The sequence below is a fragment of the Chryseobacterium sp. FR054 genome (genome assembly GCF_056844565.1).
The window spans coordinates 650,455-664,982 of the sequence record NZ_JBXDSA010000002.1 but is presented as its reverse complement, the minus strand read 5'-3'; the positions used below and the strand labels follow the sequence as shown (position 1 = coordinate 664,982).

At 38.8% G+C, this 14,528-nt stretch carries 11 protein-coding genes; 4 read left to right on the top strand and 7 right to left on the bottom strand.

Translation table 11 applies throughout. From position 1 onward, the window contains the following. Positions 1-148: 148 nt before the first annotated feature. A complete protein-coding gene (locus tag AC106S_RS10370) occupies positions 149-1,333 on the top strand; it encodes a hypothetical protein (protein ID WP_482438997.1) in 1,185 nt (394 codons plus the stop codon). A 61-nt stretch (positions 1,334-1,394) separates the two neighbouring features. Here AC106S_RS10370 and AC106S_RS10365 read toward each other — a convergent pair whose 3' ends face one another. Both AC106S_RS10365 and AC106S_RS10360 read right to left on the bottom strand, forming a co-directional pair. Next, positions 1,395-1,991, bottom strand: a complete 597-nt coding sequence (locus AC106S_RS10365) for an AraC family transcriptional regulator (RefSeq protein WP_482438996.1) — start codon at positions 1,989-1,991, stop codon at positions 1,395-1,397. Between the two features lie 387 nt (positions 1,992-2,378). After that, a complete protein-coding gene (locus AC106S_RS10360) occupies positions 2,379-3,224 on the bottom strand; it encodes a hypothetical protein (RefSeq protein WP_482438995.1) in 846 nt (281 codons plus the stop codon). 485 nt (positions 3,225-3,709) lie between these two features. On the opposite strand from AC106S_RS10360, the gene AC106S_RS10355 reads away from it, so the two are divergent. Together AC106S_RS10355 and AC106S_RS10350 are read left to right on the top strand one after the other, a co-directional pair. Further along, complete coding sequence (locus AC106S_RS10355; RefSeq protein ID WP_482438994.1) at positions 3,710-4,327, top strand: Crp/Fnr family transcriptional regulator; 618 nt, start codon at positions 3,710-3,712, stop codon at positions 4,325-4,327. A 118-nt stretch (positions 4,328-4,445) separates the two neighbouring features. Then, positions 4,446-5,510 carry a class I fructose-bisphosphate aldolase gene (locus tag AC106S_RS10350; RefSeq protein WP_482438993.1) on the top strand — a complete coding sequence of 355 codons (1,065 nt, stop codon included), beginning with the start codon at positions 4,446-4,448 and terminating at the stop codon, positions 5,508-5,510. 36 nt (positions 5,511-5,546) lie between these two features. On the opposite strand, the gene AC106S_RS10345 is transcribed toward AC106S_RS10350, so the two are convergent. The 3 genes from AC106S_RS10345 to AC106S_RS10335 all read right to left on the bottom strand — a co-directional run bounded on the left by AC106S_RS10345 (position 5,547) and on the right by AC106S_RS10335 (position 9,627). Next, the gene (locus AC106S_RS10345) at positions 5,547-6,494 is read right to left on the bottom strand and encodes a cation diffusion facilitator family transporter (protein WP_482438992.1); all 948 of its coding nucleotides are present in this window, start codon (positions 6,492-6,494) and stop codon (positions 5,547-5,549) included. 67 nt (positions 6,495-6,561) lie between these two features. Then, on the bottom strand, positions 6,562-8,979 hold the full coding sequence (locus tag AC106S_RS10340; RefSeq protein WP_482438991.1) for a heavy metal translocating P-type ATPase: 2,418 nt from the start codon (positions 8,977-8,979) through the stop codon (positions 6,562-6,564). A gap of 84 nt (positions 8,980-9,063) precedes the next feature. Beyond that, the gene (locus AC106S_RS10335) at positions 9,064-9,627 is read right to left on the bottom strand and encodes a helix-turn-helix domain-containing protein (protein ID WP_482438990.1); all 564 of its coding nucleotides are present in this window, start codon (positions 9,625-9,627) and stop codon (positions 9,064-9,066) included. A 329-nt stretch (positions 9,628-9,956) separates the two neighbouring features. Here AC106S_RS10335 and AC106S_RS10330 point away from each other — a divergent pair, with 329 nt between their 5' ends. Beyond that, entirely contained in the window at positions 9,957-11,255 is a 1,299-nt protein-coding gene (locus AC106S_RS10330) for a gliding motility protein GldB-related protein (RefSeq protein ID WP_482438989.1), read from the top strand. Between the two features lie 93 nt (positions 11,256-11,348). On the opposite strand, the gene AC106S_RS10325 is transcribed toward AC106S_RS10330, so the two are convergent. Together AC106S_RS10325 and AC106S_RS10320 are read right to left on the bottom strand one after the other, a co-directional pair. Continuing rightward, positions 11,349-12,689 carry an alpha/beta fold hydrolase gene (locus AC106S_RS10325; RefSeq protein WP_482438988.1) on the bottom strand — a complete coding sequence of 447 codons (1,341 nt, stop codon included), beginning with the start codon at positions 12,687-12,689 and terminating at the stop codon, positions 11,349-11,351. Between the two features lie 48 nt (positions 12,690-12,737). Then, positions 12,738-14,477 carry a S41 family peptidase gene (locus tag AC106S_RS10320; protein ID WP_482438987.1) on the bottom strand — a complete coding sequence of 580 codons (1,740 nt, stop codon included), beginning with the start codon at positions 14,475-14,477 and terminating at the stop codon, positions 12,738-12,740. Positions 14,478-14,528 lie beyond the last annotated feature (51 nt).

Genomic DNA, 14,528 nt, shown 5'->3' with positions numbered 1-14,528 from the left:
ATAACAGTATTGGCCTGAAATGAAGAAATACAGTGAATGTAATATGGAAAAAACTCTGTTTTCGTTGGTCTGTTTCCTATAAAAACGGATACTTCATGTTATTGAAGTGAAATAATTTAAATTTGGTTACGTTATCCATAAAAGCACAATGAAAAAATATATTACAGTTTACTTTTTAGTTTTTTGGGCTGCTGTATTTTCACAACAGGAGCATACTGTTATCAAGGAATCTACCTCTTATTTCACGTTGGATCAGGATGGAAATTTTACCGGAAAAGGATCGGAATTCATAAAAAATAAAATTAAGGAATCTCAGTTCTTTTTAATTGGAGAACAGCACGATATTCATTCTGTTGAAACATTGGTAAGCTCTTTACTGCCCTTTTTTAAAGAAAACGGATATGATCATTATCTCACTGAGATTGGTCCGGTGTCAGCAAAAAAGCTTTCGGAGTTAGCTGAAAATTCTTTTCCTTTAAAATCATATTATTTTAAATATTTATCTCAAACCGGGATGCCACCATTTGGATTCTTCAGAACAAAAGAAGAAGAGAAAACACTCCGGCAATTGAAAAACTATCATATCAACCTTTCCGGAATAGACTTTGAAAGCTATTCTTCTTATCTTTTTCTGATTGATGAACTTTATAAGAACTCAGATAAAGAAAAGGTTTCTTCAGATTTATATGAAAAAATATATACGCTCACCGAATCTGAATATAAAAAAGGAAAAGATAATTTCAATCCTGAACTGATGAATAATCTGCTTCGCTCCAATGAATTGAAAACTTTTTTATCACTCTCAAAAAATAAAATAAATCTCCCTTTGATAGAAGAATTCGAGCTGTCTTTGATGATCAATCATCAGATCACGCAGGGCTTCTGGCAGTTTCGGGTTGACAATATGAAACGTAATTTCACCCAATATTATCACCGTCAAAGTTTAAAACAGGATTCTGTAAAAATATTGATTAAGCTGGGGGCTGTTCATACGGCCAGAGGAACAAGTTTCAGCGGCAGCCTGGAAGTAGGCAATATGATCTATGAACTGGCGAATGTGAATCAGTCGAAATCGTTTTCTATAATCAGTTTTCCCAGATACATCTTCAATAACAAAACAGGAAAAACGGAAGACCTCACAGAAGATGAAGATAAGGAACTGCTGAAATATGCCTTTGCAGACCAATGGACCGTTGTAGATCTGAATATGCTAAAAGAACTGAGTATAAAGCGTAACATTCTGCTCAATCATTCTATCGTTGGCTATATCCAAAAGTACGACGCTATTGTTATACCTCCTGCAACAAAATATTCTGAAAGATTAGATCAATAGACAGGTATATAAAAATAATACTTATTTCAGTTTTTTACGCCTTTCATATATTTACTTAACCTTACAGGTTATCGTGGTCAGGATTATTTCTTTGAATAACTGCATTTTTATCTGCCCGGATTTTTTTGAAGTAAGCAGAAGTAAAGCCGGTATGCTTTTTCAGCTGATTGGAAAGATGGGCAGGACTGCTGTAACCCAGGTTATAGGCTATATCTGATAAGGTCTGATCGGTATAGACCAAAAGTTCTTTCACTTTTTCTATTTTACTGTAAATAATAAATTTTTCAAGTGTATATTCGTGAAAAAGGGAAAAAAGAGAGCTAAGGCTTCCATAGTCTTTATTCAGTTCATTGCTTATCAATACTGAAAACCTTACAGGCTTTCCGGTATCTAACTGCTGCTGAATACCTTTTTGCACGGCAGTCTTTATATCTTCAATAATCTTCTGATGTCTGTTGTACAGCAGGTCGAATCCCAATGCCTGCAATACAGACCGGATCGTCTGCTCGTCAAAATCCGGATTGTTTTTCTTCAGGATCACCTCACCTAAACGTACCTCGGCGAGCTCCAGCCCAAGCTGGGATAAGGCATCAGACAGAACGTAGATACACCTGCTGCATACCATCCCTTTGATGTGTATTTTGGAAGTATTTGTCATTGCGGTTCTATTTGATTTTTCAAAGGCAGATTAACTCTTATGGGTTATATCCCGCTCTATTTTTATTATAAGATTAGTACATATAAAGTTGATTATTATTTTAGAGATCCGGATTATACTATTCTATATTTGATTTATAATTTTTACTGATTAGGAATAAACTGAAAAACCCAACCTTTTTAAAGCACTGTTAAAAAAGGTTGAGTCATTCTCAGAAAAAGAAGCCTGAGATCATTTATGTTTACACCAGACCTGTTTTTCTGATTCCGGTACTGTGAAAATAATACGATTATACTTTATGTTTCAGGATATGCCTGGCAAACTCATCTGAGTTTCCGGAATATATTTAGGCAGACCTACTTTAACCTCATCTCATTCCTCAAAAATCTAATATAGTCTCTGTATAGACAAAAACAGTTCTCTTGTGTTATCCGACGTATTGGAGTCCGTAGTCGTTGCATTGCTGTTTCCTGTCATCGACTTATTATCTACTCTGAATGCATAGTAAACCCTATACCATTTCGGTTGCGGTTCCTGAATTGTAATATCAAATGTTACCGTCTCATTATTATTCTGTGTAAGAAAAACCCCATCATCAAATTGTCTGTATGCTCCTGGAGATAATTTAATATTTCCATTATCAGAATCACCTGTAAAGGTAGACATCTCTGATACCCATATCTTCACATCAGAAGATCCTATATTATAAAGTCTCGGATTAAAACTTGTTATTGTTCCCGTCCCTGCCGAGCTAGCGTCAAACTGGGCATCAAGTCTTAAAAATTTATCCAGGACCGGTAAATCCGAAAGATAAGTGCTGGCAAGAATATTGGTTCCTGAAGTACCAGCCGGTATGCTCCCGTGATAATAAATCATTTCTCCGATCATGACTTCATCATCTTTGCTTCCAAATGCAAATTTCCATACTGTCCCATTAAACATATAATATCCGGGTTTATCAACTTTTGCTGTTTTCACAGAAGGATTGGTAACAGCCTGGGTTACGTATACCAATGCACCGGTCTGGTCAGCCAGGTAAACAGCATCTTTATCCTTCAGCTGATCTCCGGTTATTCTTGGGGCTATAACACCATCCGGAATATTATTTTCAGCCGGTTTACCCACCACATCCAGTGTAGCATGAGGCGTCGTCGTATTGATACCAACCTGCGCTGAAAATCTGATGCTTATTACAGCAAGCAAACTTATCAGAAAAAATTTTGTTTTTCTCATCTGTATATCTATTAAAAAATTATCGTTATTTTTTCCAATCTATGATAATCATCTAATGGTGATGGCTTCTAAATATTTAGAAGCCAATACCATATCATAATCATAATATTTTAATCTGCCTCTGGTTATTAAACACACAAAATATCACCAGACAGATAAAATAATCCTCATGACAAATTTCGGATCAGTTACCTGTAAATAAGCAGAAAAAAGGGTAATTATTCAGAACAAGAAATTGTCTTTTGTTAATTTATTAAATGTAATTATTAACTAAAAGATGATGAAAAAATGATTTAGTCTGAAATAGCAGTAAATTATTCTTAATAAAACGCATTCATTCAACTAAAGCGTTATAAATTAACATTTTATATTATTTTATATTTTTAAAAAATGTATTTTTGCATTTAAGAAAGCAAGCCAAACCAAATTTTTAATTGAAATTAAAAAGACCATAACTGTTTTATTAATCATTAGAAAATAGGATAATGTATAATCTTGAATTTGAGAACAGAGCATTTTCCGGGCAATTGATTGCAGACATTCGAAAAAACTGGGATTATTTTTTCCCACTCTCCGATGAGGAATTTTATCTTAAACTCTCAAAACTGAAACAAAAGAGTTTTAAAAAAAATGAATATCTGCTCGCAAAAGGTGAAGTTTGCTCAGAATACTTCTTTTTGACAAAAGGAGCGACTAAATATATTGAAGAAAAAGAAACTCAGGAATTTATTATTGATTTTAATTTTGAAGGAGAGTGGTGCGGAGATTATTACAGTTTCATTACACAAAAACCCTCCCACCTGTCTGTAAAAGCCATAGAAGATGTTGAAGTTTTTTCACTGAGTTTCCAGGACAAAAATGACCTCCACAAGCTCAATATCAACTATGAAAGACTTGAAATCAATATGGTAAGAGCCGCATATTTTTTAGCACTGCAACGTCTTGTACAGTTTAAAAACAATACCCCTGAAGAAAATTATCTGCAGCTCCTCCATCAAAGACCTTTTATATTCAAAAGAGTGAAGATACATGATATTGCCACCTATCTTGGTATCACGCCACCCAGCCTGAGCCGGATCCGGAGAAAAATAGTGAAGAAGTAGTTTTTCCGCCCCTGGTTTAAAATGAATTTTGAATACAGCACATAGAACTTATGCCCTCGGTAAAGGTTCAGCAGGGTTGTTCACGTTAATAGTATAAAAATCATTTAAATAGTATATTATGGATATCAGTAAACTCATACAGTATTTGGGGGGAGAAGATCTTCTCAATTATGAATGTAAAGCAATCCCTAAACAAATGCTTCATCTGCCGTCTTCTCATTTTATAGATGACATTTATGGTATTTCCGACCGAAATCCACAGGTACTCAGAAGTCTGGGAAATCTTTTTGGACACGGACGCCTGGCAGACACGGGATATCTTTCCATATTACCGGTAGATCAGGGGGTAGAACACAGTGCGGGGGCCTCCTTTGCAGCTAATCCTATGTATTTTGATCCGGAAAATATTATAAGGCTGGCTATCGAGGGTGGCTGTAATGCGGTAGCTTCAACCTTTGGAGTTTTGGGTACAGCAGCCCGGAAATATGCCCATAAAATACCCTTCATTGTAAAAATAAATCACAATGAGCTATTGACCTTTCCTAATGTAAGCGACCAGATTTTATACGGAACCGTAAGGGAGGCCTGGAATATGGGCGCAACAGCAGTCGGAGCAACTATTTATTTTGGATCAGCGAATTCGGGAAGGCAGATTACAGAAATCAGCAAAGCATTTGAAGAAGCTCATTCTTTAGGTATGGCTACAATACTGTGGTGCTATTTGCGTAACGATGCTTTCAAAAAAGACGGAACAGACTTTCATCTTTCTGCAGATCTCACCGGGCAGGCCAACCATTTGGGGGCTACTATTGGTGCTGATATTATTAAGCAAAAACTGCCGGAAGTCAACGGTGGATATAAAGCATTGAACATTGGTGATAGCAGTTACGGAAAGCTGGATGAGCGGATGTATAGTGAGCTGAGCAGCAATCATCCTATTGACCTGTGCAGGTATCAGGTACTCAATGGCTATGCGGGCCGTGCCGGTCTGATAAATTCAGGCGGGGCATCCGGCAAACAGGATTTTGAAGATGCCGTACGTACAGCTGTTATTAACAAACGTGCCGGAGGAACAGGTCTTATAAGCGGCCGAAAAGCTTTTCAAAGACCCTTTGAAAAAGGTGTTGAGCTGTTACAGGCTATTCAGGATGTGTATCTTATGAAGGAAGTAACAATAGCATAAATATAAAGGTCCGCAGTTTTTACACATCATCCGGACTCAATGATGTTCTCTGTGTGAGGCTGTTTCTGCTTTTACAATGCATAATACCGAATTATCGTGCCTGTGGGCATCTGTTCCCAGCTGAATAGTTATGTGATGAATATTCAGGTGTCCGAGGTCGTGTTCTATTTTACGGAGCAGTATTTCACTCGCCTCAACCGTTATTTTTCCATTAACTACGGCGTGGCAGGTTAATGCATTTAATCCGCTTGTAATGGTCCATATATGCAGGTCGTGAATGCTGATGATATCTTCTGTTTCCAGTATTTTCTGTGTTACATTTTCTATGTCAACATTCTCCGGTGTGCCTTCCATCAGCACGTGTACTGCTGATTTTGTAACGAGGTATCCGCTTCGTAAAACCAATACAGAAACGATAATACTTGCCAGTGCATCTGCCCATATCCAGCCAAAAAACATAATTAGCAGAGCTGCAACAATGGCACCTACCGAACCCAGCATATCGCTGATTACGTGAAGGTAAGCACCCCGCATATTCAGGTTTTCCTTAACATCAGCACCCCGCATCATAATCCAGGCTACCAGCATGTTTACAGCCAGTCCTATCACTGCTACGATGAGCATTCCGCCGGATAGGATCGCAGGTGGCTTCTGGAAACGTTCAATGGCTTCATAGATAATGTAGGCTGAAATCAGGATCAGTGTTGCTCCGTTGATTACTGCAGCTAATATTTCAAATCGCTTGTAGCCATATGTTTTTCCGTAATCTGCTACTTTGCTGCTGAATGTAAAGGCCATCAGGGCGATAAACAGTGATATGGCATCACTCAGCATATGTCCCGCGTCTGCCAGCAGGGCGAGGCTGTTTGTCATCCATCCGCCAATAACCTCTACCGCCATATAGACTGTAATAATAATGAGGCTTATGGTTAATGTCTTTTTATTGGCACTGCCGGAATGGCTGTGATCGTGCTGATGTTCCATAGCTGTTGGTTTTATCCTGAATAATTATCCTTTAATGTCACTCTTTCCGAAAGCCGGGATTCCTGTTTTATTTTTTCCACTTCAGCCTTAAACTGTTGGATACAACACTTACACTGCTCAATGCCATAGCAGCACCGGCAATCATCGGGTTGAGGAGAAATCCGTTGACAGGATAAAGAATCCCTGCTGCAACGGGAATACCTATAAGATTATAGATGAATGCCCAAAACAGATTCTGCTTTATGGTAGCTACGGTCTGTCTGGACAGTTTTATGGCCTGTGGTATTTTGGTAAGGTCGGATGATATGATGGTCATCTTGGCTACATCCATTGCAATATCACTGCCTTTCCCCATTGCTATACTCACATCAGCGGTAGCCAGTGCGGTACTGTCATTGATCCCATCGCCTACCATTGCCACAACTTTCCCCTGCTGTTGCAACTCTTTTATGAAATCAGCTTTATGCTGCGGCAATACTTCTGCCCTGTAATGTTTAATGCCTGTCTGCTCTGCGATAGCTTTGGCCGTAGCTTCATTATCACCTGTAAGCATATAAAGGTCTATACCGGCTCCCTGTATTTGCCGGATAGCTTCTACGGAAGTTGCTTTGATCCTGTCGGATATGGCAATGACTGAAAGTGCCTGTTTACTGCTGGCAAACCAGATAACGGTTTTGGACTGTGCGCCCCATTCATCTGCCTGCTTCAGTAAGATTTCACTGATGCTGATATGGTTTTCCGTAAGCAGCTTTTTATTACCTACAAAATAAAGTTCACCATTATGTATGGCTTTGGCTCCTTTGCCCGTAATACTGTCGAACTGAGATAATGATGTGGCCGGTACAGCTTCCAGGTGCTTTACCACCGCTTCTGCCAATGGATGTTCTGACTGCTTTTCTATACTTAACAAAACGTTTTTGGCGATATCATTGCCATCCAGCCACTGAATACCGGTTACCTCGGGTCTTCCTTCGGTAATGGTTCCTGTTTTGTCTAATACAACGGCGTTTACTTTTTTTGCCAATTCAAGGCTTTCCGCATCTTTTATTAAAATACCTTTTTCGGCCCCTTTTCCCACCCCTACCATAATGGCGGTAGGGGTAGCCAATCCCAGGGCGCAGGGACAGGCGATCACCAATACGGTAATGGCTGCCAGCAAGCCCTGTACTACTCCGTTATCCCCACCTAAAATGAACCATAAAATAAATGTAAAGATGGCTATTGCCATGACAACGGGAACAAAAATACCCGCAATTTTATCTACCAGTTTCTGTACGGGTGCTTTACTCCCCTGCGCGTCCTGCACCATTTTAATAATTTGGGCAAGCATGGTTTCTTTTCCTACTTTCATTGCACGGAATTGAAAGCTGCCTTTTTGGTTGATGGTTCCGGCAAATACTTTTTCATCTTCTGCTTTCAGTACGGGAACGGGCTCACCACTCAGCATACTTTCATCTACATAGGAACTGCCGGAAGTAACTATTCCGTCTACGGCTATTTTTTCACCCGGTTTTACAAGAATCACATCTCCTGTGCTTACTGCTTCAATGGCAATTTGCTTTTCTGTGCCGTCAGCCTGGATCACCATTACGGTTTTAGGCTGCAGACCCATCAGTTTTTTGATGGCTGATGAGGTATTGCCTTTAGCTTTTTCTTCCAGCAGTTTTCCTAAGAGGATGAAGGCTACAATTACGGCTGCTGCTTCAAAATAAACGTGGGCATGCAGTCCTCTCTGATGCCAGAAATCCTCAAACAGCATATTGAACACACTAAACAGATATGCAATTCCGGTACTCAGGGCCACCAGGGTATCCATATTGGCAGAACGGTGCCGGGCCTGTTTCCAGGCGTTTATAAAGAAGTCTTTCCCCAGCCATAGTACAACAGGTGTGGCAAATAACCACATAATCGGGTTGGCATAAGGCATATCCATTAAAAACATTCCTATGATCACAACAGGTATGGACAGGATAACAGCCCAAATGGTTTTGCTCTTCAGCTGCCTGAATTTTTTGATATGGATGGCTTCCAGGGTTTCCTGCTGCTGGGTTTCATCTGCGATCAGGAGATCATAACCGATAGACTGTACTGCCTGCTGCAATTGAACAGCATCAATCATATTGGGCAGGTATTCTACTGTAAGATTACCGGTGGCAAAATTTACTGAAGAGCTTACCACTCCCTCCTGGTATTTCACAATACTTTCTGCACTGCCGGCACAGGAGGCACAGGTCATTCCCAATACGGGAAATGTATTTTTTACCGTAGAGACTCCGTACCCCAGATCGCGGATAGCTTTTACGGCTTCCGCGACAGCTTCGGTATTGTCTGCTGTAATGGCTGCCCTCCGGTTATTGATCTCCACTTTGTGCGTGTCTATCCCTGCTACCTGCTGCAATCCTTTTTCAACGATCAGTGCACAATGTTCACTTTCTACGTCTTCCAGAGGTAAATAGATGATTTCTTTATTGTTGTGGGATGCCATACTTCGTTTGTTTTAGTTACAATACAAAGTTGGTTACAATCCGGAGGAATGTTATTGCGGAATTGCCGGATAGATTTGTAAGATTTACACCTCGTCCAGGGGTTTTCTTTTCTCTTCACGGATCTGTTTGAACTGACTGGGGGTAAGGCCTGTTACTTTTTTAAACTGATTGCTGAGATAAGCAACACTGGAGTAATTTAAACGGAAAGCAATCTGGCTCAGCGACAATTCGTCATAGACCAGCAATTCTTTTACTTTTTCTATTTTTTGTGCGATAAAATATTTTTCGATGGTAGTTCCTTTTATTTCGGAGAAAAGGTTTGACAGGTAATTGTAATCGTGATTCAACCCGCTGCTCAACACTTCGGAAAGATTGGTTTTGGTATGATTATCCTGATGGTGCACCAATTCAATAATGATATTTTTTATCTTTTCGATGATGCGGATCTTTTTATCGTCTATGAGTTCAAATCCTAATGGAATAAGTGCTGCTTCGAGCTGTTTTATCTGTTTGTCCGTTATTTCTTCATCCAAAACGGCTTCACCCAGGCTGACACTCCGGACGCTCAGACCAAGTTTATCTAATTCATCTTTCACCACCATAATACAGCGGTTACAAACCATATTTTTAATAAAGAGTGTATTCATTTATATCTTGATTCAATAAATATACAAATTAATATTCACTTAATCCGTTATAATTCAATCTATTAAAAATAGCGATATAAATATTTATTAAAATTTAAATACAAATGGATAATAAAAACATATTTAATTTATTCAATGTATTTATTTCATTATTTGTTAAAAAATAAAGCATAAAATTCACAAATAATTTCCAATCAAACATCAGTAATAAGATCAACCGATTTTCATGAAGTGTTGAAAGTAAGCAGACTCCGGATGTCCATCAGGACATAATTTTATTCAAAAATGTAATAAAACAATACGTAGATTTGTTTTCAATGTAAAAAACAATGAAACAAATTTTAATAATTATTTTCTCCATTTCATTTATTACTATTTTTTCACAAAATTCAAATAAAATTATCACTTCGGATATTGATAATTTCTGGATTGCTTTCGACAGCATCCAAAACACCAATGATTATAACAAAAAACTGAACTTTATCAACAAATTATACATTCAACCGGCTTCAAAAGGGCTTCAGGCTTTTATGAAAGCCCGAAATTACAGTGATACCCTGTATGTAGGACTTATAAAAGATTATCCTAAATTCTGGAATTCAATACGTCCCAATACTTTAAGAATAAAAAACAAAACAGCTGAACTGAATAACGCGGTTGAAAACCTGAAAAAATTATATCCTGAATTAAAAGATGCCGAAATGTATTTCACAATTGGCGGATTACGTTCCGGAGGAACTGTTACGGATCATATGGTTTTGGTAGGAGCAGAAATCGCTACCGGAACTTCAGATGCGGATGTATCTGAATTTAAAGATAACTGGCTGAAAAATGTTTTTGCAAAGCAATCTCCCGATAATATTGTTTATCTGAATATTCACGAATACATTCACACCCAGCAGAAAGGCGATAAAAACCGTGTATTGAACCAAAGTATTAAAGAAGGAGCCTGCGATTTCATTGCAGAACTCGCTATTGAGAAGCCTGTTGTAACGCAATACTTAACGTACGGCAGAAACCATACAGATGAAATAAAAAAGTTATTTATGAAAGAAATGTTTTCAAATAATTTTGCAAACTGGCTTTACAACGGGAGCCGAAAAGAAGAAAGCGCAGATCTGGGATATTATGTAGGATATGAAATCTGTAAATCTTATTATGATCATTCTGAAAACAAAATAAAGGCTATAAAAGATATTATTGAACTGAATTATGATGATGATAAAGCTGTCGAAAAATTCCTTCTGAAATCTAAATTTTTCAGGGAGAAAATCAATAAAAGAAAAATTATAAAGGATTATAATGAACACCAACCCTATATTGTGAGAATTGATCCGTTCAAAAATGGAACCAACAATGTTGATCCCGATATAAAAGAGCTTAAGATAACTTTTTCAAAAGAGATGAATCCAAAAAGCTTTTCAATTAATTATTCGGAAAAAGGAAAAGAATATTTTCCCATTGAAAAAGTTAAAGGATATGAAAATAATGATAAAACACTTGTACTTTTAATTCATTTAAAACCTGGAAGGGAGTATGAATTTGTAATTACGAACAGAGGTTTTGTGTCGAAAGAAGGCTATCCTTTAGTCAGTAATGAATATCCTGTAAAATTCAGAACAAAATAAGAAAAGCATCAATAACGCTGTATGGCAAAATCTGAAAGGAGCAGGAATTAAACATCTACATTTTAAGCAAATAAGCTTCTTTAAAACACAGGCTTAATCTGCCTTTTTTAAAAACTCCAGCACGATACTGTTAAACAGCACCGGGTTTTCATCGGGTAGAAAATGTGTTTCCCCTTTTACGATTTTCAGTTCTGCATGGGGTATATTCTGAGCGATCAACCGGGTATGTTTTTCCAGGATAAGATCTTTTTCTCCGGCCATCACCAAAGTTTCAGCCTTTATCTTTGAAAGTTCAGATACCGGAATATCAGGTTCCTTCAGGATCATTTCCAGGAGTTTTACAGTGGTTCTGTTCTTAGGGTCGTTCTGTTTTTTGAGCCGTTCAATGTCTTTTCGGGTCTGTGTGAGAATTTTAGAAGTAACCGCATCGGCGGATGGATTGAGATTGGCTCCCATCAGGATCAGTTTGTGCACTTTTTCCGGCTGTTGAATGGCATAAAGCATCCCCGTAACAGCACCGTCACTCCATCCTACAATACTGACTTTCTGCAGCCCAAGCTGGCGGATAATTTCTTCCAGATCTTTTTCAAAAATCCGATAATTGAAAGACTCTGTGTCATTATCTGTACTCTTCCCCTGCCCTCTTGTATCGATGGCAATTACCTGATAGTATTTTGCCAGCTCCGGAATCTGGTTTTTGAATGTGTTGATAGAATCGCCATTGCCGTGAAGCAGCAGTAAAGGTTCTCCGTCTCCGTATATTTCGCAGTAGATCTTTTTACCGTCCGGCATGGTTATATATCTTCCTTTGGCCGGATTGTACCCGTAATAGGTTTCGTAATGAAAGGTATTGTTCCGGGAATCGAACATCAGGGCATTGTTATCTCCTGACTTTATAATGGAAGCCTTAATATGATCATTCCTGTTTAAAGAAGCTGTATTTTTATAGGCTTTTAAAACTTTTTTTACCTCGTCAGTTTCCTCAAACCCGGAATTTCCTATTGGGATACCAATCCAGCCGTTTTGAGACTCAATACTTAAATTCAGGTTATCGAAATAAAATTTTCCGTTTCCGAAAGCCAGCAGATAAAGCCAGATCAGTCTGGACTGCGGATCAATTTTACCTTCAATGGTTATGGTTTTCCAGTTTCTGTTTTCTGCAGACGGGGTAATCCGGGCCTGTGCCGCCGTATGATTCAGCAGATCAAACTTTTCTTTTCCTACCTGTACGGCATTGATGCCCATTTCCGTTATTTCATCATAATCTTCGCATCTGATATCTGCGCTGAACCGGTAATTCTTTCCACTCCATTCCGATACGTTGATTTCTCTTATTAAAGCAATTTCGTTACTGTTCTTCCGGGTCTGTGCCCACAGGATGTTTATATTAATGATGAACAGTAAAGCAGTACTGAAGATTTTCACCTGATTCATGAGCCTGTATTTTTGATGAAGGTATTTTTGATGTGTGCTGACGGGTAATCAGGCACCTTTGGAAAAACGGATCGCTCTTTCCAGTACCTCATCTTTCTTTTCAAGAATCCCCCGAATGGTAGGTTTTACTTCTATATCCGGTACAATCCCGATTCTCTGGGTTTCTGTTCCGTCCAGGTTATACATTCCAATTCCGGTAAAAACGGTTCTGATATTCCCCGGCAGTACAACAGGTGCCGTTACATTGCCATCCGCTCCGGCGGTCTGGCTTCCGATGATCGTTGTATTGGGACCTGCACGGAATGCCATCAGGCTCATTTCTGCAAAACTCTGGGTAGTTTCATTGCACAGAACAATGAGTTTTCCTCTGTAATAGTCAGATGTGTCTTTTCCTATTTTCACATTACTCATGTATTCATCGCTTAAATAGCTGAACTGTCCGGGCGTTACAACATTTCCTTTGGTCATTCTGCAGAAGTTTTTAGGTTTATCAAAAAGGTAGTCCCCGATTTTCATCAGAAACATCGTTTCTTTCGGATAGGTCCTCATGTCGATGATGATTGCTTTAGCTTTTACCGCTTTCTGCATGATGCCGTCAAGGTCTTTCATATCCAGCCTTCCGGGATGAATATAGGCAATATCACTTCCCATCATTTTGAAAGCAGGCTCTCCCTGATTTTCTTCCACAAGAGATTTTTCCAGAGGAAGGGTTTTTACCCGGACTGTTTTTAAAGTACCGGATCTTTTCACTCCTACCTCAATCCCGGGATCATTGGTCCTTAAAAGGCTTACTCCTACTTTTGACAGACGGACAGGCTCATTAGAACCTGATGCATAGGGAAGCTGCTCTTTAAGCAAAGTTTCAACAGGTTTCCCGTTGACAGATACAATTTCGTCGCCCTGAAGAAGTTCATTTCTATTTCCGTTCTTCTCTTCAAGACTTTCGGAAACAATGGGCTTACTACCCACAAATACCAGATTTACAGCAGGTCTCATTTTTCCGTAATATTCATATAAAGGAGGGGCCGTCCATATCGATAATACGGCATGTGAATCCTGTATTTCGGCGACCATAGAAGCTACTGCGAGCTTGTAACTCATTTCATTTTCCGCTTCTGCAAATTTCGGAATCAGATCTGCCAGGGTTTTATCCCAGCTTTTTCCGAGGGTATTTTTATACGGGTAAAAATATTCTATCATATTCCAGTATCTGTACAGGCTCAGCAGCCTGAAACCCGCATCAGGGTATTTAAACCGGGAATAGGCTGCTTCGTTCTGAAAATAAGGAATGGGCATATCCTCCGAATATATTTTAACGTAATGGTTTTCCGCCTTTCTGTCTGCTCTGGAAATATTCATCAGCAATTCACTGAGGTCTTTTCCCAATGATTTACCGATCCACCGGAAATCGGGCTTGTATCTCAGTTCGGAATTATCTTTTCCTTCTGATTTTTCAGGAAATTCGCCCAAAGATGCAGTCCAGGTAAAAAGCACTTTATTTCTTTCCGTTTCATTTTTGGCTGAAAGGATTTCCGGCATTATCTTAAAAAGTTCATAGTCCCAATTAAGCGTTCCTGAATTCGCTTTCGGATGGTAATATTTCAGGAAACCCCAGATTTTTCCGAGTACCGCAAGATCCCTGATCTGGGTTCCGGACAGCTTGTGTACGGATATGGATGAACCTTTATCAAAGATATGATCTGCAGAAGTTTCTGCTCCCTCTGCCGTTTGGGCAAAACTGAAAATACTGAACATAAAAAGTAAGAGGGTAAGGATAAAATTTAACATGGTGCAATAATTTTAAAATGCCCGGAACCTACCGGTGTTCTTCAAAATTAT